Genomic DNA, 24,171 nt, shown 5'->3' with positions numbered 1-24,171 from the left:
ATGTAGCGGTATCCGCCCGCTCCGATACCGCTACGCCGGCCCAATGGTTGAGCTATTCCGGTGTGCGGCGGTGGGCACCGCTCATCAGGAGCACGATGTCGGAATGACCACCCCTACTGGCAGCCGCGTGTTGTCATTCGTTTTGGCACATCTCAGCCGAGCATTGAGCAGTTCGGCGCTCCTCAGATCCGCCCCGAACAGGATCGCGCCGCTCAGGTCCGAATCGCTCAGGTTCGCGCCGCTCAGGATCGCGTAGCTCAGGTTCGCGCCGCTCAGGTCCGCGCGGATCAGGTAAGCGCCGCCCAGGTTCGCGACGCCCAGGTAAGCACCCCCCAGATCCACATCTTCCAGGATCGCGCCCTCCAGATCCGCCCGGAGCAGGACCGCGTCCCGCACATTCGCGTGGCCCAGGTCCGCACCCTTCAGGTCCGCCTCACCCAGATTCGCGTTGGCCAGATTCGCGTTGCTCAGATCCGCGCCGAGCAGGTGCGACCCTTGGAGGTTGGCGCGGAGCAGGTCTGCACCGCTGAGGTCCGCGCCGCTCAGGTCCGCGCCGGAGAGATTCAACCGGCGGGGACTCGGGTCCCCTTCACCCGCACCGACTGTGCCGTCGCGGGCGCTGTCGCGGCGGCCGAGCACGGTCAGCGCGGCCTGGATGTCAACCGGCGGGTTGGTCCGGGTCAGGGAGCCTCGCGGGGAGCGGGAGGGCGTCGGAGCGGCCGGCACGGGGGCGTGGACCCGGATGAACGTGGCGAGAATGTCGACGACGGCGGGTTGGTCCGCAGCCGAGTCACGCATGATGCGTTCCAGTGCGTAGATCGCGCCCAGTCGCACGTCGACCTTCTCCGCGCCGGCCTGGCCGAGTTGTTCGATGGCCTTGGAGAACCGGTCGGTGATCTGCCCCTGCGCGGTGAGCCGCTGCTGTTCCCGGTTGGCTTCGTTGGTGAGATAGAGGCCGATGGCCACGAACAGCACCGACAGGATGCTGCCGACAGCCACCAGCCGCTGCCAGGGGTCAGCTACGACGTCGACCTTGCCGGCCGGGACGATTTCCAGCCGGGTCGTCGCAGGCAGGGAGGGGCGTAGCGCCCTGTTCCTGGTCGGCGGCTGACCCGCAGCCCGCCACGGCCGTCTCGATGCGGGCACACCACTGCGTGGACCTCGCGCAGGCGGTTGATCGGCATCCGTGGACACAGGCACCATTAAACGCGGTGTGGGCCACTCTCCGAACACATGCGATCACCCTGTCACGGCGGTGGTAGCTGAACCGTCAGCTACCGGTCAGGGCTTGCGCAGCCAGGTCGCCGGGTCGGTGATGTAGATGCCCTTGCCCTGGTGGCGGCTGATCACCCCGAGCGCCTCCAGCCGCACGTTGACCAGATTGATCGTCGACGGACTGACGTTGAACCGGCTGCACTGCTCGCTGATCGAGGGCAGCTTGTCCCCCGGCTTGTACTTACCCGACCTGACGTCGGCAACGATCTCGTCGGAGATCCGGATGTAGTCCGGGGTCGCAGGCATGACACTCCTCGCGTGGCACCCGCGATTCGATCACGCTCTCATCACGACATGCAACTACGCACTGCAACCGGTCGTTGACTCTTTCAAGTTCCTCAAATAAGTTGGTCGGCGAGCGCTCCTCGCGTGGCAACGAGCAGGGCTCTCCCCCGGCCGGGGTGGGTGCAGTGGAAGGGAAACCGCCCGCCCCGGCCACCTTCCACGGCAGCACGATCCCCCGCTGCCCCCTGCGGAGAGGTGGTCCCATCGTGTGCAGGTTCCTCCGGCTGTTCCGCCGGAACCGGTCGACGGCAACCGACCTGCCCGTGACAAACGACCGGCCCAGAATGGCCGGGCAGCCCGGGGCGGTCGAGCGGCTGTCCGCCCGACACCGGGTCACTAACCGGCCCCCGGCCAGCCATCCCGCCAGCAGCCGGAACGGCAACCGTCCCGTCAGGCGGTCCGGACCGCCGGGGCGGCCGAACACTGGGCACCACCATGGGCCGGCGGCAAACCACCAACAACCGGCGAAGCACCACCGACCGGTGGCGTACCGGCCGCTCTGCGCGAGCCAGGTACGGCAGCAGTGGTTCGGCAGGTCCCGCAACGGGCTGCACCCGGGCGAGGTGGACAGGTTCCTGCACCGGGTCGCCGACGAGCTGGCCGTGCTGCACGCCGAGCTGGCCCGTACCCGGGAGGAGAACGCACGGATCAAGGGTGCGCTGCGCGACTGGCAGTCCCGGTTCGCGCCCCGGGTGGTGCGGGCGTGACCGCCGCGACCGGACGCGAGCGGTTCGTCGTACACCTGACCGTCGCTGCCGACGACCTGCCGGCGGCGCGGCTGCTGGCCGGCGCGATCGGCCGGTCGCTGGCGTTCCTGCCGGAGCTGGTGCTGGGCGAGACGACCGTCTCCGAGGAGGGCGGGTCGGAACCGCAGCACCAGGTCTTCTGCGACCGACGGCTCGGTGGGCGTCGCCGCTGCGTCCGGCGGGTCGACCACCAGGGCGGCTGCACCTCGTGACGCGCCCGCCGGGCGACCGGGGCGGTGCCGGCGCGAGGTGCCGGAGAGGGCTACGGCGCGGGGCCGGTCACCCCGGGTGGGGTGACCGGCCCCGGGCCGATCGTGAGCGTGGGTCAGGCCACCGTGACGGAGACCTCGTTGACGCCCCGGCTGGCGGTCACGGCGGTGTCGCCGTTGCCGTGCCGGGACAGCGCCCGCAAGGTCCAGCTGCCCGGCGCGGCGAAGAACCGGAACTGGCCGGTCGGGGAGGTGACGACCTCGGCGGTGAACTCACCCGTCGAGTCGAGCAGCCGGACGTACGCGCCCGGCACGGGCTCGCCCGACCCGGCCAGCACCTGGCCGGTGATGACGGTTTCCTTCTCCAGGTCCAGGCTGGCCGGCAGGGGCGCGGACTGGTCCGGCGCGGCGCAGCCGGCGGCGGTGGGAGCAGTCATGGCTCAGGCCTCCCCGGGCTCGTCGCCGAGGGCCACCGGCACACCGACCAGCGAGCCGTACTCGGTCCAGGAACCGTCGTAGTTCTTGACGTTGGAGTGGCCGAGCAACTCCTGGAGGACGAACCAGGTGTGCGAGGAGCGCTCGCCGATCCGGCAGTACGCGATGGTCTCCTTGCCGTCGTCCAGCCCGGCGTCGGCGTAGATCTTGCGCAGCTCGTCGTCGGACTTGAAGGTGCCGTCCTCGTTGGCCGCCTTGGACCACGGCACGCTGATCGCGGTGGGGATGTGACCGGCCCGCTGCGCCTGCTCCTGCGGCAGGTGGGCGGGGGCCAGCAGCCGACCGGCGAACTCGTCGGGGCTGCGCACGTCGACCAGGTTCTTGGTGCCGATCGCGGCGACGACCTCGTCGCGGAAGGCCCGGATCGAGGTGTCCGGCTCCTGCGCGACGTACTGCGTCTTCGGCCGCTCCACCGCGTCGGTGACCAGCGGGCGGGCGTCCAGCTCCCACTTCTTGCGACCGCCGTCGAGCAGCTTGACGTCGCGGTGGCCGTAGAGCTTGAAGTACCAGTACGCGTACGCGGCGAACCAGTTGTTGTTGCCGCCGTAGAGGACCACGACGTCGTCGTTGCCGATGCCCCGCTCGGACAGCAGCGCCTCGAACTGCGCCTTGTTGACGAAGTCCCGGCGGATCGGGTCCTGCAGGTCGGTCTTCCAGTCGAGCTTGATCGCGCCGGCGATGTGGCCGGTGTCGTAGGCCGAGGTGTCCTCGTCGACCTCGACGAAGACGACGCCCGGGGCGTCGAGGTTCTTCTCGGCCCACTCGGCCGAGACGAGTGCGGTGTCGCGACTCATCAGATCACTCCCTGGTGAGGATGGGTGGTGAGCCAGCGCGGGTGGTGGAGATCGGTGATGTCGCACCATGCGCGGGACCCATAGAGGAACGGATCACGGGTTCGTGCGACGGCGCCGCTGCCGGGCGTTTCGGAGGGTTGGCACCGAAGGTCGGAAGGACCCTGGGTGCGGTGGCCGCTGGGCGGCCGGAGACAGCCCCGCCGTCAGATGACGGAGCGACACAGGCAGGTGGCCACGCGGCACAGGTCGACCGCGCGCCGTTTGGTGAGGTGCGTCCCCATGAGCTCGGAGCCTACCAGCCGTATCGGAGAGTGGCAGCTCACGACCAACATGCGGGACGTCTGCCCACCTGGCGGGCAACGCCCGGCGGGTCCGCGTTCACGGCTGAGCGGTGACTCAGCTCGGTGAGTTGATCGGGACGTCCTTCGCGTCGGCGGTCACCGTGAGCCCCTCCGGGCGCGGCTCGACCTTGCGCACGTTGAGCTGGAACGGCAGCGACGGCAGCGGCACGTCCACCGAGATGCCCCGGGCGTAGTTGTTCAGCAGGGTCCGGGCCAGCGGCACCGCCGGCAGCCCCTGGGCGTTCAGGTCGCTGAACTTCAGCGACACCTTGCCGTCGTCGGCCACGGTGACGTCGGCGGTGCCGGTGACGGTGAGCTTCTGGCCGAGGATGTCGACAGGCGCGGTGACGGCCAGCTTGCCGTTCTGCTCACCGAGCTTGAGGCCCGGCCGGTCCAGCAGCTTGGCCAGGCTGTCGTAGGTGACCGTGCCGGTGCCGGCCACCGTCTCGGCCACCACCTCGCCCTGCCCCGAACGGATCGTGTCCAGCGGGGCGCGCACGTTACGGGCGTCCACGTCGAGCCGGGGCAGGCTGACCGCGTTGCCCTCCACCGAGCCCTGCACGTCGGTCAGCACGATGGAGATCCGCTCGTACCGGCCGTCGACGACCTGGGTGAGGAACGGAAAACCACCCACGTCGACCTGGGGCGGCGCGGAACTGGCGTCCTGGTCGGTGATCGCCTGCTGCACCTGGTCGGCGATGGCGCGTTCGGCCAGCCCGGCCGCCACCCGGTCGGCCACCACCAGCAATCCGCCCAGGATCAGCACCAGGATCACCAGTACGACGAGCCACCTGCGCCCGCGCCGCCGGGGCCGCTCCTCGTACGTCTGCGCCACGCCCGTCTCCGTCCTTCGTCGCCGTCGCGGGTACGCGACGTGCCTGTCATCGATGCCGCCGCCCGCGGCGCACCGCTACTACCCGAGCGCCGCCGCGCCCAATCGCGCCGCGCGCCCCACCGCCGTCAGCGGCCCCGGCCGGCGTCGGAGGATCAGAGAAAGAGCACACACATGGCGTACGCCGCCGGAGCGGCAAGCGCGAACCCGCCCAGCGGACCCTGCATGTGCCGGGCGATCCACATCGTGGGCGGCTCGCCGGCCATCAGCCGGCCCGCCTCGGCGTAGCCGACGGCGAGGTCGGCCAGCACGGCGGTGGCCGCACTGACCAGCCCGATCACCGCGGCGCTGGTCGGGGTGAAGCCGACCAGGTAGCTGCCGAGCAGGGCGCTGGTGAGGGTGCCCACCATCGCGCCGACGACCACCCCGGCGGCCCCCCGGGGCACCTGCGGCGCGAGCCGGGGCCAGGCGAGCACGGCATCGGTGAGCCGGGCCACGGTGAGGGCGACGCCGGTGGCGGCCAGGCAGACGGTGATCGCCTGGGTGCCGGCGGGAATCCGGCTGAGCGTGATCAGGGTGGCGAACGCCACCACGCCGACCACGATGAGCAGGGTGGTGCCGAGCGAGTCGGTCACCCGCACCCGGTCCACCCGGCGGACGAGCTGGCCGAGCACCCCGACCAGGAACCCGCCCAGCGCCACGTACCCGAGCGGGGCCAGCCCGGCGACGTCGGTTTGCACGGCGGCGATGTCGGCCCCGGCGGCGACCACGCCGCTGGTCAGCGCGACCAGCAGCAGCGCGGGCGGGCGCATGGCCATCGTCCAGGCCAGCACGAAGAGCAGTTGCACGCCGAACACGATGATCGCGAACGGCAGCCGGTGCCCGGGGCCGGCGGTCTGCGCGCCGAGCACCAGGCCGACGCCGAGCAGCGCGGCGAAACCGGCGACGGTCAGCGAGAGCTGCCGGCGTACCTCGACCGGCTCGACCGGTTCCTCGTCCGGCTCGACCTCGTCGTCCTCGCTGCGACGCGGTGCGCCGCCCTTGCGGAACCGGCGCGGGCCGCGTTCGCGTCGGCTTCCGGGGTCGTCGTCCGGGGCGGGGCGGGGCCCGGGTGCGGGCCCGTCCGCCGGGCCGTCGGGGGCGTCGTCGGCCCACGGGTCACGGCCGGTCTCGGGCGAGGTGGAGGGAAACACGCCCCGATCGTGCCAGACCGACGGGGTTCGGCGGGGATCACGGGGTGCCGGACGGGGATCACGGTTTCGGCGACGTTAAAACCTGACCGGTGATCACGGGCAGATCCGACAAACAGGAAAGGACGCCGGGGTGACAGCGGAGCAATCGGTTACGCTCAGGCTGTTACCCGCCCGTCAGCGACGCCGGGACCCACGCAAGTTCTCAGCGCCCTGCCCACCCGCGGGGCAGCTGGTCGCGTGCGGCCGAAGGGCCGCCGGGACGGAGGTGATCGTGTGGAGCTCCTGCTGCTGGTGACCGCGCGCGCAGGTGAGCCCTCGGCGGTGCTGCCGGCACTCGACCTGTTGCCGCATTCGGTCCGTACCGCACCGCGTGACGTCCGCACCCTGGTTTCCGGGCCAAGCCCGGACGCGGTGCTGGTCGACGCCCGGTCGGAGTTGAGCGAGGCTCGTGCCACCTGTCGCATGCTGCACGCCACCGGGCTGGGCGTGCCGCTGGTCGCGGTGGTGACCGAGGCCGGCCTGATCGCCCTGAACGCCGATTGGGGCGTCGACGACGTGATCCTGGCCGGGGCGGGTCCGGCCGAGGTGGAGGCCCGGCTGCGGCTCGCCGTGGGCCGGCTGAGCAACGCCACCTCCGGCGCCGGCGGCTCGATCCGGGCCGGCGAGCTGAACATCGACCCGGACACCTACGCGGCGAAGCTGAAGGGCCGGCCGCTCGACCTCACCTACAAGGAGTTCGAGCTGCTCAAGTTCCTCGCCCAGCACCCGGGCCGGGTGTTCACCCGGGACCAGCTCCTGCGCGAGGTCTGGGGCTACGACTACTTCGGCGGCACCCGGACGGTGGACGTGCACGTCAGGCGACTGCGGGCCAAGCTCGGCTCGGAGTACGAGTCGATGATCGGCACCGTCCGCCAGGTGGGCTACAAGTTCGTGGTCCCGCCGTCGTCCCGGTCGCTGCCCGAGTCCGAGCCCGCCCCGTTGCCGGTCTGATTCCGGGCGGTACCACCGCACCCCGATAGGACTATTTCCGATACGCCCCTTTTGCCCTTGTTGTCGGCTCTATTCTTGGTGCCGGAATCAGCAGGGGTGAGAGGGGCTACGGTGCGTGCACTGACCACGGGGGCGACACGAGGATCGTCCCGCGATCCGGACCGACGGTGGCGCTGATGCGTACCCGGTCGACCGGCGGCACCATCGGCGTCGTCACGTTGGTGCTGGCCGCCCTGCTCGGGTCCGCGTACGCGCTCGGCCGCAGCATGACCCCCGACCCGCCCCGCCAGCCCCTCGGCACGACGCAGATCGCGGGGGCCCAGTACGGCGAGCAACCCGCCGACCCGGCCGCGCCGCCCGCCACCACGGACGGCACCAGCCCCGACGGGACCACCCCGGCCGGCAGCCCCACCGCCGGGGCCGACCCGGACGCGGCGCAACCCGCCAGCGGCGGAGACGGCCCGTTCGGCAGCCACGCCAGCACCGGCACCGGCGAGGTCGCGCTGACCTTCGACGACGGCCCCGACCCGACGTACACGCCGCAGGTGCTGGAGGTGCTGCGCACGTACGGGGTCAAGGCGACGTTCTGCGTGGTCGGCGAGAACGCCCAGGACCACCCGGACCTGATCCGGGCGATCGTGGCCGACGGGCACACCCTGTGCAACCACTCCTGGCAGCATGACGTGCTGCTCGGCAAGCGATCCACCGCTCTGATCCGGGCCGACCTGCTGCGGACCAACGCGGCCATCCACGCCGCCGTGCCGGACGCCCCGGTCAGCTACTTCCGGCAGCCCGGCGGGGCCTGGACGTACCCCGTGGTGTCGGTCGCCGAAGGGTTGGGGATGACCCCGCTGCACTGGACCGTCGACCCCAACGACTGGCAGGTCCCCGGGGCCGCGAAGATCATCGCGGCGGTCTCCCGGGACACCGGGCCGGGCGCGATCGTGCTCATGCACGACGCCGGTGGCGACCGGCAGGGCACGGTGGACGCGCTGCGTCGGCTGCTGCCCGACCTGACCGGCCGGTTCCATCTAGAGGCGCTACCGACCAGCGGGGCCAACTGAGCCGGCGACGCCGACTACGGTGGCGGGATGAGCAGCGTCGAACCGAACGCCGACCGGGTGGTCCGCACCGACCGCCTCACCCCGGCCGAGGCGACCGAGGTGCTGGCCCTGGCCCGGCTCGGCGGCGACGCCGACGGGGCCGATCCGTTCGACGAGCACACCCTGCTGCGGCTGCGTGACCCGCAGGCGGCGGCCGGGCACCTGACCGCCCGCGCCACCGACGGCACCCTGACCGGCTACGCCCACCTGGACACCACCGAGCCGGAGTCCGGGGTCGGGGTGGAACTGGTGGTGCACCCGGCCTTCCGGCGACGGGGCACCGGGCGGGCGCTGGTCCGGGGCGTCCTCGCGGCGGCGTCCGGCCCGCTGCGGGCCTGGGCGCACGGTGACCACCCGTCCGCCGCGGCGCTCGCCGTCGACCTCGGTTTCACCCGGGCCCGGGTGCTCTGGCAGTTACGCCGCCCGCTGACCGCTGCGGTGCCACCGCCCCGCCTGCCGGACGGGGTGACGCTGCGGTCCTTCCGCCCCGGTGCGGACGACGACGCCTGGCTCGCGCTCAACGCCCGCGCCTTCGCCACGCACCCCGAGCAGGGCCGGTGGACCATCGACGACCTGCGGGCCCGGCAGGCCGAGCCGTGGTTCGACCCGGACGGTTTCCTGCTCGCCGTCGACGCCGCCGGGCGGCTGCTCGGCTTCCACTGGACCAAGGTGCACGAGCGGCCGGGCTCGGCCCGTACCGGTGAGGTCTACGTGGTGGGGGTGGACCCGGACGCCCACGGCGGCGGCCTGGGCCGCGCACTCACCACGGCCGGCCTGGCCTACCTGCGGGACCGGCGCGGGCTGGACCGGGTGATGCTCTACGTCGACGAGTCGAACACCGCCGCCGTCGCGCTCTACGAACGGCTCGGGTTCGCCCGCTGGTGCGGGCACGTCAACTACCACCTGGGCTGACGCCGCCCCGTCCCCTCCACCCCGTCCGGTGACCTGCCGAGGCACGACCGGTGCGGTCTCCGTGCGGTAACGGCGGGGCCACGCGCGGATAACGGCTGCCCGGATATATCGCATCAATGCGGATACCGGGACGGCAGTTCACCTAACGGACAACCCTGCCTCAGGCAGCGGTCACCTTCCCGGCCGGGGCTGTTCATGCTCCGTTCACTTCCGACCGGCGAACCGTCTACCTGGCACTTCTAGCTTTCGTGTCAGCCGGTCAGCGCCGGCACTCGGGCCCCATCCGGGCGACCTGACCAAAGACGTGAAGGGAAACCCCTCAGGTGAAGCTCCAGCGGCACGGCGCCATTGCCTGCCTCGCTCTTACCGCGGTCCTCGGCCTCAGCGCCTGCGGCTCGGACAACAACGAGCCGGCCAGCGCCTCCGCCTCCGGCTCGGCCAGCGCGGCCGACTGTGGCAAGGGCACCCTGAACGCGCAGGGCTCCTCCGCGCAGAAGAACGCCATGGCTGAGTGGATCAAGGCGTACCAGCAGAAGTGCAGCGGCACCACGATCAACTACGAGTCGACCGGCTCCGGCGCGGGCATCCAGGCGTTCATCGCCGGCACCGCCGACTTCGCCGGTTCCGACTCCGCCCTCAAGCCGGAGGAGCAGCCGCAGGCCGACGCCAAGTGCACCGGCGGCGCGGCGCTCAACCTGCCGATGGTGATCGGGCCGGTCGCGGTCGTCTACAACGTCGGTGGCCTGGACAACCTCCAGCTCAAGCCGACCACCCTGGCGCAGATCTTCGCCGGCAAGGTCACCAAGTGGGACGACCCGGCGATCAAGGCCGACAACCCGAACGCCACGCTCCCGGCCTCGCCGATCCAGACGGTGCACCGCTCCGACGAGTCGGGCACCACCGACAACTTCACCAAGTACCTGTCGAAGACCGCGCCGGCCGAGTGGACCTTCGGCAACAACAAGGCGTGGAAGGCCCCCGGTGGCCTCGGCGCCCCCAAGTCCGACGGGGTCGCCTCCAAGGTCAAGAGCACCGAGGGCACGATCAGCTACGTCGAGTGGTCGTACGCCGAGAACTCCGGCCTGAAGAAGGCCAAGGTGCAGAACGGGGCCGGCGAGTACACCGAGCTGACCGCCGAGTCGGCCGGCAAGACCATCGCCGGGGCCAAGATCGAGGGCCAGGGCGACGACCTCAAGATGTCGATCGACTACGCCACCAAGGAGGCCGGGGCGTACCCGATCGTCCTGGTGACCTACGAGATCGTGTGCAGCAAGGGCATCGCCGCCGACAAGCTGCCGCTGGTCAAGGGCCTGCTGGGGCACGCCGCCAGCACCGAGGGCCAGGCCGAACTGGTGGAGCTGGGCTACGCCCCGCTGCCCGACTCGGTCCGGACCAAGGTCGAGGCCGCGGTCAAGAACCTGGCCTGACCATCCCGAGCGACATCACCTCAAGTCGAAGCGAGCGAGCAGATGGGTGAAACCCCTCACCGCTCGGCACACGCCGGCACCGGCGGACACCCCGTGACCCTGGGTCACGAGCGGTCCGCCGGTGCCTCGGCGCGTGTGGCCGAGGCACCAGTCAGCCCCCGTACCCCCGATGACGACCGTGGCCTCGGCGGAGGCGGCGGGCTGCCCCGGGCCCGCGCGTTCGGCGCGGAACGGGCGTTCCGTGGCGTGACCCTGGCCGCCGGCGTCGCCGTGCTGGTCATCATCGCGGCCATCGCGGTCTTCCTGATCGCCAAGGCCGTGCCGGCGCTACGGGCCAACAGTGCGAACTTCTGGACCTTCGAGGGGTGGTTCCCCAACGACGATCCACCCACCTTCGGCATCGGCGCGCTCGCCTTCGGCACCGTGCTCACCGCCCTGCTGGCGCTGCTGGTCGCGGTGCCGGTGGCGCTGGGCATCGCCCTCTACCTGTCGCACTACGCGCCCCGGCGGCTCGGCACCGCGCTGGGCTTCGTGATCGACCTGCTGGCCGCCGTGCCGAGCGTGGTGTTCGGCCTGTGGGGGCGGGACTACCTCGTCGGGCCGGTCGCCGACCTGTCGGCCTGGCTGAACCGGTACTTCGGCTGGATCCCGATCTTCGGCGACGGCCCGTACGGCAACTCGATCCTGCTCGGCTCGCTGGTCCTGGCGATCATGGTGCTGCCGATCATCACCTCGCTCTCCCGCGAGGTGTTCCTCCAGACCCCGACCGCCAACGAGGAGGCCGCCCTCGCGCTGGGCGCCACCCGCTGGGAGATGCTGCGCACGGCGGTGCTGCCGTACGGCCGGCCGGGCATCATCGCCGCCGTCATGCTCGGCCTGGGTCGGGCGCTCGGCGAGACCATCGCGCTCGCGCTCACCCTCGGTTCGACGTACGCCATCTCGTTCAACATCCTCGCCAACGGCGGCAACAGCATCGCCGCGAACATCGCCAACCGGTTCGCGGAGGCCAACGAGACCGGCCGGGGTGCGCTCATCGCCTCCGGCCTGGTGCTCTTCGCCATCACGCTGGTCGTCAACATCACCGCGCGGGCGATCATCTACCGCCGCCGCGAGTTCACGGAGTCGGCCGCATGACCACCACCCTCACCCCCCGCCGTTCCCGCCCACCGGCCCAGCCAGACAGCCTGCGGGCCCGCCGTCTGCCCGGGTACGCCGCCCCCGCCCTGGCGGTGCTGGCCCTGCTGGTCGCCGCCGGCCTCGTCTACGGTGTCGACCTCGGCGGCCCGGTCCTGGTCGTGGTGCTCGGCGCGGTGCTCTACCTGACCGGTCTCTTCGTCGCGGCGAACGCGGTCGAGGGTCGGCGCTCGGCCCGCAACCGGTTCTGGAGCGCGCTGATCCACTCCGCCCTGGTGCTGGCCGTGCTGCCGCTCGCCTCGGTGGTGTGGACGCTGGTCAGCAAGGGCACCGCCCGGCTCGACGGTGACTTCTTCGGCAGCTCGATGAACAACATCGGGGCCCGGGACGCCAACGGCGGCGCGTACCACGCCATCGTCGGCACGCTGGAGCAGGTCGGCATCGCCACCGCGATCACCGTCCCGCTCGGCGTGCTCTGCGCGATCTACATCGTCGAGTACGGCCGGGGCCGGTTCGCCTTCACCATCCGGTTCTTCGTCGACGTGATGACGGGCATCCCGTCCATCGTCACCGGCCTGTTCGTGCTGGCCTTCTGGGTGCTGATCGTGTCCCCGTGGTTCAACGACGGGCAGCCCGGCTTCTCCGGGTTCGCCGCCGCGCTCGCGTTGAGCGTGCTGATGCTGCCCACGGTGGTCCGTTCCACCGAGGAGATGCTGCGGCTGGTCCCCGCGCCGCTGCGGGAGGGCGCGTACGCCCTCGGCGTGCCGAAGTGGAAGACCATCCTGCGGGTGGTCCTGCCGACCGCACTGCCCGGCATCGTCACCGGCATCATGCTCTCCATCGCACGGGCCGCCGGTGAGACCGCCCCGGTGCTGCTCGTCGCCGGTGGCGGCGCGGCGATCAACTTCAACCCGTTCGAGAACAACCAGTCGTCGCTGGCCCTCTTCGTCTACCAGCAGGCCGGCGAGGCGTCGAAGTACTCCCCGGCACGGGCCTGGACCGCGGCGTTGACCCTGGTCGTCCTCGTGCTCGTCCTGACCGTCGCCGCGAAGCTGCTGGCCCGCCGCAACCGGCTCGGCCGATGAACCCCGGAGGTACCACCATGGCCAAGCGCATCGACGCCACCGACGTGACCGCCTACTACGGCGGTTTCAAGGCGATCGAGAACATCAACCTGACGGTCGAGCCGAAGACGGTCACCGCCCTGATCGGGCCGTCCGGCTGCGGCAAGTCGACCTTCCTGCGGTCGATCAACCGGATGCACGAGGTGCTGCCGGGCGCCCGGGTCGAGGGCAGCCTGACCATCGACGGCCAGGACGTCTACCACCGCGACGTCGACGTGACCGCCGTCCGCCGCATGATCGGCATGGTGTTCCAGCGGCCGAACCCGTTCCCCACCATGAGCATCTTCGAGAACGTGGTGGCCGGGCTGCGGCTCAACGGGGTCCGCCGGAAGTCCATCCTGGACGAGGCCGCCGAGAAGGCGCTCCGCGCGGCGAACCTGTGGGACGAGGTCAAGGACCGGCTCGGCAAGCCCGGCGCGGGCCTGTCCGGCGGTCAGCAGCAGCGGCTCTGCATCGCCCGCACCATCGCGGTCGAGCCGCAGGTGGTGCTGATGGACGAGCCCTGCTCGGCGCTGGACCCGATCTCGACGCTGGCCATCGAGGACCTGATGTTCCAGCTCAAGGACAAGTTCACCATCATCATCGTCACCCACAACATGCAGCAGGCGGCCCGGGTCTCCGACCGCACCGCCTTCTTCTCGATCGAGAAGACCGGCGACCCCGGCCGGCTCATCGAGTACGACAACACCCAGAAGATCTTCAGCAACCCCGGCCAGAAGAAGACCGAGGACTACATCACCGGCCGCTTCGGCTGACCCCCGCCCACCGGTCCGGTCTTTACGGGCCGGTCCAGCCGGTCCGGTCCGCACGTTCGCTGCGCCGGGGCGTCCCTGCGGGGGCGACCGCCGACGCGGCGGAATGATGCGGTCCAGGAACACTCCAGCGGGCCCTTTCGACCTGATGACGTCAACGACTCGCCTGTCCGGCGACCTCACCGGTCCCATCGCCCTGAGAAGCCCCCGCCCGACGGCACGGCGAACCGCCGCCCGCACCGGCGGGTGCCGGTGAGTCGCCAACGTCATCAGCTCGAAAGGATCCGAGGTGAACCCACTCGGTGGGCGCGGCGGGGCCGCCCACGGCGGACCCCGGGTGCGGTAAGGCCGAGCGCGGTAAGGCCAGGCACGGCGGACCCGGACGCGGGAAGGCCGAGCGCGGTAAGGCCAGGCGCGGTAAGGCCAGGCACGGCGGACCCCGACGCGGGAAGGCCAGGCGCGGGAAGGCCAGGCGCGGGAAGGCCAGGCGCGGGAAGGCCAGGCGCGGGAAGGCCAGGCGCGGGAAGGCCAGGCGCGGGAGGGCCGGGCGCAGCCGGAGCGGGTGCGGTGAGGACGCGCGGCAGGGGCGGGCACGGCAGGGGCGGCGGCCGCTCGGCCCCCTGCCCGACGCGGGACATAGCCGGTCAGGCGATGAAGTGCGGGGTGCCGTCCTCGGCGACGTGAAGGCGGGGGGTCACCGGGGTGGCCGCGTCCCGGGCCGCCGAGGCACGCGCCACCGCAGCCAGGCCACCGCCAGCAGCCACGCCGCCGGCACCATCACCGCCGGCACCATCACCGCCGCCAGCGGCGACGCCGCCGGCCGACACACCGTCACCAGCCGCAGCGGCGGCCACCTCGGCCAGGGTGACCAGGGTGGGCGGGAGCATGGCCAGCTCACCGTCCCGCGCGCGGGCCAGGGCGTCGGCCGGGCGGATCCACATGGTGTGGTCGGCCTCGCCCGAGACGTCCCGGGTCCGCTGCCCCGCGGGCAGCAGAGCGACGAAAAAGTACGTGTCGAAGCGGCGCGGCTCGAACTCCGGGGTGATCCACCGGCTCCACGGCAGCAGCAGGTCGGACCGCAGGGTGAGCTTCCGCTCGGCGAGCAGCCCGGCGAAGCCCCGACGGCGTGCCTCCAGATCCTGCCGTGCGGCCTCCCAGTCGTCACCGCTGACGTCACCCACCACGGTGTCCGGGTCGGGGCCGGCAAGCAGCACCCCGGCCTCCTCGAAGACCTCCCGCGCGGCGGCGCACACCACCGCCCGGGCGGCGTCCGGCGTGACGCCCAGGCGGCCCGCCCAGGTTGCCGGGTCGGGCCCGGCCCAGTCCAGGTGCGCCTCGGAGTCCGACGGGTCGACCCCGCCGCCGGGGAAGGCGTACACCCCGCCGAAGGCCATCGCGGCGACCCGGCGGATGACGTACACCTCGAAGTCGGTGCCGGCCGGGCGGAGCAGCAGCACGGTGGCCGCGACCCGGGGTGTCGCCGGGGTGCCGCCCTCGGCGTGGAACCGGCGGGCGTGCTCGACCAGGGCCGGCGGGGCGGGGAAACCGGTGCCGTCGATCGTCATGCGCCGAGCCTAGCCCCGCCGCCCGGACCGCCCCCGGGTCGACGACCCCGGCCCCGGGCGGCGGACCCCGGACCCCGGGGCGGGAGGACGGCCTCGGGCCACCGGCGGGCGACCAGCGGCGGGTTAGCGTAGCGGCATGACACGTTGGGGGATTCTGTCCACCGGCCACATCGCCGGCCGGTTCGCCGAGGATCTCCGGCTGGTGCCGGGGGCCGAGCTGGTCGCGGTCGGGTCACGGACCATTGGCAGCGCCGAGGAGTTCGCCGGCCGTTACGGGGCCGACCGGGCCCACGGCTCGTGGGCGGAGCTGGCGGCCGACGACGGGCTGGACGCGATCTACGTGGCCACCCCGCACGCCGCCCACCACGAGGCGGCCCGGATCTGCCTGGAGGCCGGGCGGGCGGTGCTGCTGGAGAAGCCGTTCACCCTTGATCTGGCCACCAGCACCGAGCTGGTCGAGCTGGCGCGGGCCCGGGGCGTCTTCCTGATGGAGGCCATGTGGATGCGCTGCAACCCGCTGATCCTGCGCCTGGTCGAGCTGGTCCGGGCCGGGGCGATCGGCGAGGTCACGAGCGTGCGGGCCGACTTCGGGGTGGCCGGGCCGTTCCCACCGGAGCACCGGATGCGCAACCCGGCGCTGGGCGGTGGCGCCCTGCTGGACCTGGGCGTCTACCCGGTGAGCCTGGCCCACCTGCTGCTCGGCGTGCCGCAGCACGTGCAGGCGTGGGCGAAGCTCAGCCCGGAGGGGGTGGACGAGAACACCGGCATCGTCTTCGGGTACGACTCGGGCGCGGTCGCCACGCTGGGCTGCGGCATGGTGGGGGCGACCCCGCTGACCGCCGCGATCACCGGGACCACCGGCCGGATCGAGCTGCCCGAACCGTTCTTCCGGCCGGGTTCGGCGGTGCTGCACCGGGCCGGTGCCGAGCCGGAGACGCTCACCGACGACCCGACCGGCGGCGGTTACCAGTACGAGGCCGCCGAGGTGCAGCGGTGCCTGGCGGCCGGGCTGACCGAGAGCCCGCTGGTGCCGCACGCGGTCACCCTGGAGGTGATGGGCCTGCTGGACGACATCCGGGGCCGGATCGGCGTCGACTACGCCTGAGCACGTCGTCGCGAGGGGCGCCCCGGGACCGGGGTGCCCCTCGCGACGACGGTCAGAACAGCGGGCGGACCAGCAGGTAGGTGAGGCAGGCGATCAGCGCGGCGGCCGGGAACGTGATGATCCAGGCGAGCACGATGTTGCCGGCCACGTTCCAGCGGACTGCGGAGAGCCGTTTGGTCGCGCCCACCCCCATGATCGCCGAGGTGATCGTGTGGGTGGTGGAGATCGGGGCCTTGAGCACCAGCGCGTTGAAGTAGAGCACCGCGCTGGCCACCGTCTCGGCCGCGAAACCCTCCGGCGGGCCCAGGTCAATGATCTTGCGGCCGAGGGTCCGGATGATCCGCCACCCACCGGCGTACGTGCCGAGCGCCAGCATGGTCGCCGAGGTCCAGAAGACCCAGCCCGGGATGTGCGTCTTGTCGTCCTGGAAACCGCCGGTGTAGAGGGCCAGCACCACGATGCCCATGGTCTTGGCCGCGTCCTGCATGCCGTGGCCCACCGACATGGCCGCCGCCGAGGCGGTCTGCGCCCAGCGGAAGCCCCGGTTGAGTTTGGCCGGCTGCCCCTTGCGGAACGTCCACAGGATGGCCAGCATCAGCAGGTAACCGAGGGTGAGCCCGATGATCGGGGAGAGCACCATCGGCAGGATGACCTTCTCGCCGATGGTGACCCACTGCACCACCCCGCCGGTGGAGAGCAGGGTCGCCCCGACCAGCCCGCCGAACAGCGCGTGCGAGGACGACGACGGCAGGCCGAAGTACCAGGTGATCAGGTTCCAGGCGATGGCGCCGAGCACCCCGGCGAAGACCACCCCGAGACTGCCCACCCCGGTGGGGAGGGTGACCAGGCCGTCGCCCACGGTCTTGGCGACCCCCGCGCCGAAGTGCGCGCCGACGAAGTTGCCGACCGCGGCCAGGCCCAGGGCGATCCGGGGGGTCAGCGCCCGGGTGGAGACGCTGGTGGCGATCGCGTTGGCGGCGTCGTGGAAGCCGTTGGTGTAGTCGAACGCCAGGGCCACCGCGATCACCGCCAGCACGGCGATGAGTTCGGGACTCACAGGATCAGGACTCCTTGACCGCGATGGTCTCGACTGTGTTCGCCACGTGCTCGAAGGCGTCGCAGGCGGCCTCCAGCTCGTCGGCGACCTCCTTCATCTTCAGCACGGTCAGCGCGTCGTACTCGCCGGAGAAGAGCCGGACCAGCAGCATCCGGTACGCCTGGTCGCCGTCGTTCTCCAGCCGGTTGCACTCGATCCAGTAGTCCTCGAGATCCTTCATCGACTTCAGCCGGGGCATCGCCTCGGCGGTCAGCTTGGCCTGGAGGTCGAGCACGTTGACCAGCTCGTGCAGCTCACGCGGCAGCGACGGGAGCTTGGTGAGCCCGTAGAGGTAGAGCAGGTTGCCGACCGCCTCCAGGTGGTCCATCACGTCGTCGAGCAGCGAGCCCAGCCGGTAGATGTCCTCCCGGTCGAACGGGGTGATGAAGGTGGAGTTGATCTTCTTGTAGAGATCGTGGGTGATCTGGTCGCTGTCGTGCTCGACCTCGGTCAACCGCTCGCTGACCGACTGCACGTCGACGCCGGGCAGGGCCAGCTCGTTGAGCAGCTCCGTGCCCTTCACCAGGTTCTGCGCTGCCCTGGTGAAGAGCTCGTAGAAGGCGCCCTCGGTGGGACGGAAGGAAAACTTCACAGCACGGACCTCGTCGTGTCGGTGGAAGGGTGGCCGCCGCCCCAGGGGGCGTCCGCTGATGCATGCTAGGTACCCCGCCGGAGCGGGTCTCCGCCGGCCTACCCCTGGTCAGACCCGATTCACCGCTCGTTCATCTGCTGTTCACCTCGGCCGTCACCACCGCCACTCGCCAACCGCTGGCGCTCCCGTTCCACGTCGAAACCGGCAGCCGGATACCCCAGATCAAGACCCTCGAACGTCTCCCGCAGCAGGTGCGCCACCGCCCAGTCCCGGTACCACTTGCGGTCCGCCGGCACCACGAACCAGGGCGCGGCGTCCGTGTCGCACCGCCCCAGCGCCTCCGCGTACGCGGCCTGGTAGTCGTCCCAGCGGGCCCGGGAGTCGAGGTCGCTCGGCTGGTACTTCCAGTACTTCGTCGGATCGGTCAACCGCTCCGACAACCGCTGCGCCTGCTCGTCCGGCGAGATGTGCAGCAGCACCTTGACCACGGTCACCCCGCCGTCGGTCAGCTCCCGCTCGAACGCGTTGATCTGGTCGTAGCGGGCCCGCCAGGTGTGCTCCGGCACCAGGGCGTCGACCCGGGCCACCAGCACGTCCTCGTAGTGCGAGCGGTTGAACACCCCGACGTACCCGGGCGGGGGCAGCGCCCGGCGGACCCGCCACAGGAAGTCGTGCCGCAACTCCTGCCGGGTCGGCGGGCCGAACGAACGGATGTGCAGGCCGAGCGGGTTCATCGCGCCGGCCACCCGCTTCACCGTGCCGTCCTTGCCCCCGCAGTCCATCGCCTGGAGCACCAGCAGCAGCCGACCCGGCCGGCCCCGGCCCAGCCGCGCCCCGTCCCGGGCGGGAGCCGACACCGACGGGCCCGGTTCGCCGGCGGCCCGCGCGGTGGCGAAGAGCATCTCCTGCTGCCGGGCCAGCCCGGCGCCGACCAGCTCCACCTGCCGGCGGGCCCACGGCTTACGGGCACCGCCCCGGCCCGCCACGGCGGGCAGGCCCGGGGTGGCCCGGGGATCGACCGCCCCCAGGTCGACCGGGCCGCCACCGCCGGGCACCCGCAACAACTGCCGCATCGTCGCCCCCTCGGGTACGACGACCTCCGTCTGCTCGTCTGCGCGCATCCCCCGATCCTCGCCCACCGCCGCACCGGCCGCCTCCCGGGCATCGGTGGGGGAACCCGCGTCGGTCAGGCCACGCCCAGGTCAGACCACCAGGGCCAGCCACTTCCGGTACGCCGAGGCGAACGGCTCGGTGCCGTCACCGAGGGCGGTGAGCAGCTTCGCCGCCGCCGCCTGCGCCTGCGCCACCACGTCGTCCGGATAGCCGAACCGGGCCCGGTGCTCGGCGAACTCGTCCTCGTCGCGCAGCTCCACCAGGCCGGTGCTCCGGCGGCGCACCACGTCCAGGTCGAGGTCGACCAGGTGGACGGTGTCGTCGCCCTCCCAGCGGGCCGGGGTGGCGATGTCGCAGTAGACCTCGCTGGTCCTCGGCGGCGGGTTGAACATGCCCGTCCACCAGGCGTGGTGCGGCACCAGCAGGACGAAGGGGATCTGCTCCACCGAGGGCCGGCCGTGGTAGACCGACGCGGTGCCCTCGGTCACCCCCAGCCACACCCCGAGGTCGTCCTCGGCCAGCCGGCGGGCCGGGTAGTCGCGGTGGGCGCTGCCGTCGTACTTGCGGTAGATCACGCGGACCACGTCGCTCGGCATGAATCGCACCCTAGCCGATTCCGGCCCCTCCCCGCCGCAGTGAGTTGACCGGTCCGAGGTCACGACAATCCGGACGGTGACCGCGCCACGCGGGGAGGCGGGGGCGCGTCCACTGTCGGCGGCGGCGGGTACCGTCGCACGGTGACTCCGCCCCGTACCGCCGCCGGCCCCAGCACCCCCGCGGCCCGCTCCGGCCGACGGCGCGGTGGCCGGCCGAGCGGCACCGAGCTGCTGGCGGCGGCGGTCGGCGCGGTGCCCGGCGGCGCGACCCGGCCGGGCCAGCAGCAGATGACCGAGGCGATCGAACGCAGCGTCGCCGCCCGCGAGCACCTGCTGGTGCAGGCGGGCACCGGGACCGGCAAGTCGCTGGGCTATCTCGCCCCGGCGCTGACCGTGGACGGGCCGGTGGTGGTCTCCACCGCCACCCTGGCGTTGCAGTCCCAACTGGTCGAGCACGACCTGCCCCGGCTCGCCGACGCGGTCGAGCCGCTGCTCGGCCGCCGCCCGACCTTCGCCGTGCTCAAGGGGCGGCACCACTACCTCTGCCTGGCCCGGCTGGACAACTCCACCGAGGACGAGCCGGAGGACACCCTCTTCGACGCCCCCGCCGAGCGGCCCGCCGGCGGGACGAAGTGGCTCGGCGAGGCCGGCCGGATGGGCAAGCAGATCCAGCGGCTGCGCGACTGGGCCGAGAAGACCGACACCGGCGACCGGGACGAGCTGGACCCGGGCGTCGACGACCAGGCGTGGCGGCTGGTCTCGATGCCGGCCCGCGAGTGCGTGGGGGCGTCGCGCTGCCCGTTCGGGCAGGAGTGTTTCGCCGAGGCGTCGCGGGCCCGCGCCCGGGAGGCCGACGTGGTGGTCACCAACCACAGCCTGCTCGCGGTGGACATGCTGGCCGGCCGGCACATCGTGCCGCCGCACAAGCTGCTGATCGTCGACGAGGCGCACGAGCTGGCCGACCGGGTCTCCTCGGCCGCCCAGGCCGAGCTGGTGCCGGAGCAGATCGACAGGTCCGCCCGCCGCGCCCGCCCGCTGCTGCGGCCGGACGTCGCCGACCGGCTCACCGAGGCCGGCGACGCGCTCGCCGTCGGGCTGGCCGAGGCCCCGGCCGGGCGGCTCACCGGCGGCCTGCCCGGCCCGCTGCGGGAGGCGTGCACGCTGCTGGACGCGGCCACCCGGGCCGCCCTGGACGCGATCGGCGACATCAAGGCCGACGATCCGGACCCGGTCCGCAAGCAGCAGGCCAAGGCGGTGCTCGACGAGTTGTCGAGCACCGCGCAGCGGCTGCTGGAGGAGGCCGACCACGACGTCGCCTGGGTGGAGAAGCCGGACAACGGCAGCCGCCGGGCGCTGGTGGTCGCACCGCTGTCCGTCGCCGGCACCCTCGCCACCCACCTGTACGACGAGCGCACCGTGGTCGCCACCTCGGCGACCCTGGCGCTGGGCGGCCGGTTCGACACGGTGGCCCGGGCGCTCGGCCTGGAGGCCCCGCCGCCCGCCCCGCCGTCCCCGGCCGCCGCCGCGCTGGCCACCGCCACCGCCGGCCGTTCGACAGGGGTCGTCGGCGGCCCCGGGCCGGATGCCGGCGGGGTGGCGAGTGCCCCGGGCAGCCGGGCCGCCACCGGCGTGGTGCCGGCCACGTCGGGGCCGGGCTGGTCGTCGCTCGACGTCGGCTCACCGTTCGACTACGCCCGGCAGGGCATCCTGTACGTCGCCGCGCACCTGCCCCGGCCCAGCGTCTCCGGGCTGCCCGAGGCGGCCGGTGAGGAGTTGCTGCGGCTGGTCGGCGCGCTCGGTGGTCGTACTCTCGGATTGTTCTCCTCCCGGCGGGCCGCGCAGCAGGCGGCGGAGCTGCTGCGGGCGCGCACCGACCTGCCCGTGCTGCTCCAGGGCGAGGAGGCGCTGCCGCTGCTGGTGCGCCGGTTCCGCGACGACCGGTCGAGCTGCCTGTTCGGGGTGATGTCGCTCTGGCAGGGGGTGGACGTGCCGGGCGACTCGTGCCAGCTCGTGGTGATCGACAGGCTGCCGTTCCCGCGCCCCGACGAGCCGCTGGCGGCGGCCCGGGCGGCGGCGGTGGACGCGGGCGGCGGGTCCGGCTTCTCGGCGGTCAGCGTGCCGATCGCGGCGGTCCGGCTGGCGCAGGGGGTGGGCCGGTTGATCCGGGCCACCGGCGACCGGGGGGTGGTCGCGGTCCTCGACTCGCGGCTGGAGACGGCGCGCGGCTACGGGCCGTTCCTGCGCCGTTCGCTGCCCCCGTTCTGGTACACCACCCGGCCGGAGGTGGCCCGGGGCGCACTGGAACGCCTGGCCAAGGCCTGACCCCCGCACGGCAACCGCCCGCTCCCCCGGCGGGGAACGGGCGGCGGGCCGGTCCGGGTCAGGGGGCCTGGGAGGCGACCACCACGGCGTCGGGCGGGGTGTCCGGCACGCTGCGGGCGGCGAGTCGGCGGACGGCGGTGTTGAGCACCGCGATCAGCGGCACCGCGACCAGCGCGCCGGTGATGCCGGCGAGCACCACCCCGGCGGCGATCCCGATGATCACCGCGAGCGGGTGGATGGCCACCGCCCGACCCATGATCAACGGTTGCAGCAGGTGACCCTCGACCTGCTGCACGCCGATCACCACGCCCAGGATGATCAGGGCGGTCACCGGGCCGCTGTCGACCAGCGCCACCAGCACCGCCACCACCCCGGAGAGGAACGCGCCGACGATCGGGATGAACGCCCCGAGGAAGACCAGCGCGGCCAGCGGGAACGCGAACGGGACGTCGAAGACGACCAGGAAGATGCCGATGCCCACCGCGTCGATGAACGCCACCAGCACGGTGGCCCGCACGTACGCGCCGAGCGTCGCCCAGGAGGCCCGACCGGCGTCGTCGACCTTCCACCGGGCGGCGACCGGCAGCAGGCGGACCAGGAACCGCCAGATCCGGCTGCCGTCACGCAGGAAGAAGAAGGTGGCGAAGAGCACCAGCACCGTGCCGGTCAACACCTCGGCCAGCGTGGTGGCGGTGGCCAGCGCCCCGCTGGTGAACCTCTCGGTGTTGCCGTTGATCCAGCCCTGTGCCTCTTCGATGTAGCGGTTGAGCTGGCTGTCCGACAGGTGCAGCGGGCCGGTCTTGAGCCAGTCCTGGATCTGCCGCACGCCCTGCGACGACTTCTCGCTCAGCTCCGGCACACCCTGGATGAACTCGTTGACCACCAGGGTCAGCGTGCCGAACACCGCGACCAGGCCGCCGACCAGCACCACGGCGGTGGCCAGCGAGCGGGGGAACCGGGCCCGCAGCAGCCAGCCCACCGCCGGGGCGAGCAGCGCGGAGAGCAGCAGCGCCACCGCCAGCGGGATGATCACGATGCTGATCGTCCCGACGATCCTCAGCAGCGCCCAGGTGACCACACCGATCACGATCAACCGCCACGACCAGGCGGCGGCGATCCGCAGCGCGTGCGGCACGTCGGCGTCGTCCCGGCTGGAGGTGGAGTTGTGCATGGCCGCCGGCGGCTCGACCCCGACCACCGTCGCCGACGGGGCGGCCGGCGGACCGGGGAACGCGGGGGTGGCCACTCCGGCCCCCTCGGGCGCGTCGACCGGATCGGCGCGTCCCGCGCGGACCGACTCCCGTCCGGACTCGTAGGCACGGCGGAGTCGGCCGCGTACCCGCTCGAAGCGGCTCAAGCGCACCTCCTGAGAAACGACACCGGGACGCCCGTGGCGACGGCCCGGACAGGGTACGTCCGTACGCCCGCCACCGTAGGGCAGTTCCGCCACTCATTGCCCCGCGCCGCATCGGCTCAACCACCGCACGGACGCCACCGGCCCACACGGTAGCGTCTTGGCGTGACCGCCGACCCGAATCTCGACACCGGCCTGCCGATCCGCCTGCTGCACGACCGGGTGCTGGTCAAGGTGGACGGCAGCGAGGGCGAACGCCGTTCCACCGCAGGCATCGTCATCCCGGCCACCGCCGCCGTCGGCAAGCGGTTGGCCTGGGCCACCGCCGTGGGGGTGGGTCCGCACGTACGCGCCGTCGTGGCCGGCGACCGGGTGCTCTTCGACCCGGACGACCGCTCCGAGGTCGAACTGCACGGCCGGGGGTACGTGCTGCTGCGCGAGCGGGACGTGCACGCCGTCGCCGCCGAGCGGGTGGAGAGCGAGTCCACCGGCAGCACCGGCCTCTACCTGTAGGTCCGGTCCCTCCCCGGCAGTCGTCCCGGGCGGCCTACCGGTTTGTCCCGCTTCCCGGCGGGAAGCCAGGCACGTCCAGGTGCCCTGGGGAGGGACGATGCCGGTTCTCGTGAAGAAGGTGCTGCTCTGGGGCAGCGTCGCCTTCCTGATCTATTTCATGGCGTTCCGCCCGGACGGGGCGGCCCAGATGTTCAAGGGGATCGGGGCCGCCCTGATGGCGATGGCCCAGGGCCTCGGCGACTTCCTCACCACCCTGATGACCTGACCCCACCCGGGGCCGGGCCGGTCAGCGCCCGGCCGGGC

Annotated in this window: 26 protein-coding genes; 13 read left to right on the top strand and 13 right to left on the bottom strand. The window is 72.5% G+C overall.

Annotation, left to right across the window (positions count from 1 at the left end; all coding sequences use genetic code 11):
* Positions 1-84: 84 nt before the first annotated feature.
* Both ACN267_RS27655 and ACN267_RS27650 read right to left on the bottom strand, forming a co-directional pair.
* Positions 85-999, bottom strand: coding sequence for a pentapeptide repeat-containing protein (locus ACN267_RS27655; protein WP_421489988.1), 915 nt, complete (start codon positions 997-999; stop codon positions 85-87).
* A 282-nt stretch (positions 1,000-1,281) separates the two neighbouring features.
* A complete protein-coding gene (locus ACN267_RS27650) occupies positions 1,282-1,521 on the bottom strand; it encodes a winged helix-turn-helix domain-containing protein (RefSeq protein WP_088643161.1) in 240 nt (79 codons plus the stop codon).
* A 521-nt stretch (positions 1,522-2,042) separates the two neighbouring features.
* On the opposite strand from ACN267_RS27650, the gene ACN267_RS27645 reads away from it, so the two are divergent.
* Together ACN267_RS27645 and ACN267_RS27640 are read left to right on the top strand one after the other, a co-directional pair.
* On the top strand, positions 2,043-2,267 hold the full coding sequence (locus tag ACN267_RS27645) for a DivIVA domain-containing protein (RefSeq protein ID WP_421489987.1): 225 nt from the start codon (positions 2,043-2,045) through the stop codon (positions 2,265-2,267).
* Positions 2,264-2,518: a hypothetical protein gene (locus ACN267_RS27640; protein ID WP_204957573.1), complete on the top strand. Its 255-nt coding sequence runs from the start codon at positions 2,264-2,266 to the stop codon at positions 2,516-2,518. The genes ACN267_RS27645 and ACN267_RS27640 overlap by 4 nt, the downstream gene beginning before the upstream one ends.
* Positions 2,519-2,631: 113 nt before the next feature.
* Here ACN267_RS27640 and ACN267_RS27635 read toward each other — a convergent pair whose 3' ends face one another.
* The 5 genes from ACN267_RS27635 to ACN267_RS27615 all read right to left on the bottom strand — a co-directional run bounded on the left by ACN267_RS27635 (position 2,632) and on the right by ACN267_RS27615 (position 6,170).
* Positions 2,632-2,952 carry a DUF1416 domain-containing protein gene (locus ACN267_RS27635; protein WP_204957572.1) on the bottom strand — a complete coding sequence of 107 codons (321 nt, stop codon included), beginning with the start codon at positions 2,950-2,952 and terminating at the stop codon, positions 2,632-2,634.
* A 3-nt stretch (positions 2,953-2,955) separates the two neighbouring features.
* Positions 2,956-3,804, bottom strand: a complete 849-nt coding sequence (locus ACN267_RS27630; RefSeq protein ID WP_204957571.1) for a sulfurtransferase — start codon at positions 3,802-3,804, stop codon at positions 2,956-2,958.
* Between the two features lie 203 nt (positions 3,805-4,007).
* Positions 4,008-4,085 carry an Ms5788A family Cys-rich leader peptide gene (locus tag ACN267_RS27625; RefSeq protein ID WP_323135737.1) on the bottom strand — a complete coding sequence of 26 codons (78 nt, stop codon included), beginning with the start codon at positions 4,083-4,085 and terminating at the stop codon, positions 4,008-4,010.
* 115 nt (positions 4,086-4,200) lie between these two features.
* Positions 4,201-4,980, bottom strand: coding sequence for a DUF2993 domain-containing protein (locus ACN267_RS27620; protein ID WP_204957570.1), 780 nt, complete (start codon positions 4,978-4,980; stop codon positions 4,201-4,203).
* A gap of 152 nt (positions 4,981-5,132) precedes the next feature.
* Positions 5,133-6,170 (bottom strand): hypothetical protein, encoded by a 1,038-nt coding sequence (locus ACN267_RS27615; RefSeq protein ID WP_204957569.1) that lies wholly within the window; start codon positions 6,168-6,170, stop codon positions 5,133-5,135.
* Positions 6,171-6,443: 273 nt separating this feature from the next.
* Between ACN267_RS27615 and ACN267_RS27610 the strand changes: the two genes are divergently transcribed.
* The 7 genes from ACN267_RS27610 to pstB all read left to right on the top strand — a co-directional run bounded on the left by ACN267_RS27610 (position 6,444) and on the right by pstB (position 13,615).
* Positions 6,444-7,160, top strand: a complete 717-nt coding sequence (locus ACN267_RS27610) for a winged helix-turn-helix transcriptional regulator (RefSeq protein ID WP_088643167.1) — start codon at positions 6,444-6,446, stop codon at positions 7,158-7,160.
* Positions 7,161-7,336: 176 nt separating this feature from the next.
* Complete coding sequence (locus tag ACN267_RS27605; protein ID WP_421489986.1) at positions 7,337-8,224, top strand: polysaccharide deacetylase family protein; 888 nt, start codon at positions 7,337-7,339, stop codon at positions 8,222-8,224.
* A 27-nt stretch (positions 8,225-8,251) separates the two neighbouring features.
* Positions 8,252-9,175 carry a mycothiol synthase gene (gene mshD / locus ACN267_RS27600; RefSeq protein ID WP_421489985.1) on the top strand — a complete coding sequence of 308 codons (924 nt, stop codon included), beginning with the start codon at positions 8,252-8,254 and terminating at the stop codon, positions 9,173-9,175.
* A 323-nt stretch (positions 9,176-9,498) separates the two neighbouring features.
* Positions 9,499-10,602: a phosphate ABC transporter substrate-binding protein PstS gene (pstS, locus tag ACN267_RS27595; protein WP_204957566.1), complete on the top strand. Its 1,104-nt coding sequence runs from the start codon at positions 9,499-9,501 to the stop codon at positions 10,600-10,602.
* 42 nt (positions 10,603-10,644) lie between these two features.
* Entirely contained in the window at positions 10,645-11,736 is a 1,092-nt protein-coding gene (pstC, locus tag ACN267_RS27590) for a phosphate ABC transporter permease subunit PstC (RefSeq protein WP_088643170.1), read from the top strand.
* A complete protein-coding gene (gene pstA, locus ACN267_RS27585; RefSeq protein WP_204957565.1) occupies positions 11,733-12,821 on the top strand; it encodes a phosphate ABC transporter permease PstA in 1,089 nt (362 codons plus the stop codon). The genes pstC and pstA overlap by 4 nt, the downstream gene beginning before the upstream one ends.
* Positions 12,822-12,838: 17 nt before the next feature.
* The gene (gene pstB / locus ACN267_RS27580; protein ID WP_145921987.1) at positions 12,839-13,615 is read left to right on the top strand and encodes a phosphate ABC transporter ATP-binding protein PstB; all 777 of its coding nucleotides are present in this window, start codon (positions 12,839-12,841) and stop codon (positions 13,613-13,615) included.
* Between the two features lie 641 nt (positions 13,616-14,256).
* On the opposite strand, the gene ACN267_RS27575 is transcribed toward pstB, so the two are convergent.
* Positions 14,257-15,177 carry an NUDIX hydrolase gene (locus ACN267_RS27575; protein ID WP_204957564.1) on the bottom strand — a complete coding sequence of 307 codons (921 nt, stop codon included), beginning with the start codon at positions 15,175-15,177 and terminating at the stop codon, positions 14,257-14,259.
* A gap of 136 nt (positions 15,178-15,313) precedes the next feature.
* Between ACN267_RS27575 and ACN267_RS27570 the strand changes: the two genes are divergently transcribed.
* Positions 15,314-16,282 carry a Gfo/Idh/MocA family protein gene (locus tag ACN267_RS27570; protein WP_421489984.1) on the top strand — a complete coding sequence of 323 codons (969 nt, stop codon included), beginning with the start codon at positions 15,314-15,316 and terminating at the stop codon, positions 16,280-16,282.
* Between the two features lie 52 nt (positions 16,283-16,334).
* On the opposite strand, the gene ACN267_RS27565 is transcribed toward ACN267_RS27570, so the two are convergent.
* The 4 genes from ACN267_RS27565 to ACN267_RS27550 form a co-directional block, all read right to left on the bottom strand.
* Complete coding sequence (locus tag ACN267_RS27565) at positions 16,335-17,339, bottom strand: inorganic phosphate transporter (protein ID WP_281902512.1); 1,005 nt, start codon at positions 17,337-17,339, stop codon at positions 16,335-16,337.
* A gap of 4 nt (positions 17,340-17,343) precedes the next feature.
* A complete protein-coding gene (locus tag ACN267_RS27560; RefSeq protein ID WP_067311399.1) occupies positions 17,344-17,970 on the bottom strand; it encodes a DUF47 domain-containing protein in 627 nt (208 codons plus the stop codon).
* Positions 17,971-18,089: 119 nt separating this feature from the next.
* Positions 18,090-19,091 carry a PPK2 family polyphosphate kinase gene (locus ACN267_RS27555; RefSeq protein ID WP_239484959.1) on the bottom strand — a complete coding sequence of 334 codons (1,002 nt, stop codon included), beginning with the start codon at positions 19,089-19,091 and terminating at the stop codon, positions 18,090-18,092.
* Between the two features lie 81 nt (positions 19,092-19,172).
* The gene (locus tag ACN267_RS27550) at positions 19,173-19,679 is read right to left on the bottom strand and encodes a DUF402 domain-containing protein (RefSeq protein ID WP_204957561.1); all 507 of its coding nucleotides are present in this window, start codon (positions 19,677-19,679) and stop codon (positions 19,173-19,175) included.
* Positions 19,680-19,820: 141 nt separating this feature from the next.
* Here ACN267_RS27550 and ACN267_RS27545 point away from each other — a divergent pair, with 141 nt between their 5' ends.
* Positions 19,821-22,001 carry an ATP-dependent DNA helicase gene (locus ACN267_RS27545; protein ID WP_204957560.1) on the top strand — a complete coding sequence of 727 codons (2,181 nt, stop codon included), beginning with the start codon at positions 19,821-19,823 and terminating at the stop codon, positions 21,999-22,001.
* Positions 22,002-22,059: 58 nt separating this feature from the next.
* On the opposite strand, the gene ACN267_RS27540 is transcribed toward ACN267_RS27545, so the two are convergent.
* Positions 22,060-23,364: an AI-2E family transporter gene (locus ACN267_RS27540; protein WP_372445936.1), complete on the bottom strand. Its 1,305-nt coding sequence runs from the start codon at positions 23,362-23,364 to the stop codon at positions 22,060-22,062.
* 156 nt (positions 23,365-23,520) lie between these two features.
* Between ACN267_RS27540 and ACN267_RS27535 the strand changes: the two genes are divergently transcribed.
* Both ACN267_RS27535 and ACN267_RS27530 read left to right on the top strand, forming a co-directional pair.
* A complete protein-coding gene (locus tag ACN267_RS27535; RefSeq protein WP_204924720.1) occupies positions 23,521-23,868 on the top strand; it encodes a GroES family chaperonin in 348 nt (115 codons plus the stop codon).
* A 97-nt stretch (positions 23,869-23,965) separates the two neighbouring features.
* Positions 23,966-24,133 (top strand): hypothetical protein, encoded by a 168-nt coding sequence (locus ACN267_RS27530; RefSeq protein WP_204924719.1) that lies wholly within the window; start codon positions 23,966-23,968, stop codon positions 24,131-24,133.
* Positions 24,134-24,171 lie beyond the last annotated feature (38 nt).

The organism is Micromonospora sp. WMMD734 (genome assembly GCF_049178975.1).
In the GTDB taxonomy this organism is placed as follows: Bacteria; Actinomycetota; Actinomycetes; order Mycobacteriales; family Micromonosporaceae; genus Micromonospora; species Micromonospora wenchangensis.
The sequence above is the reverse complement of the archived record's forward strand: the minus strand, read 5'-3'. Positions and strand labels throughout refer to the sequence as shown.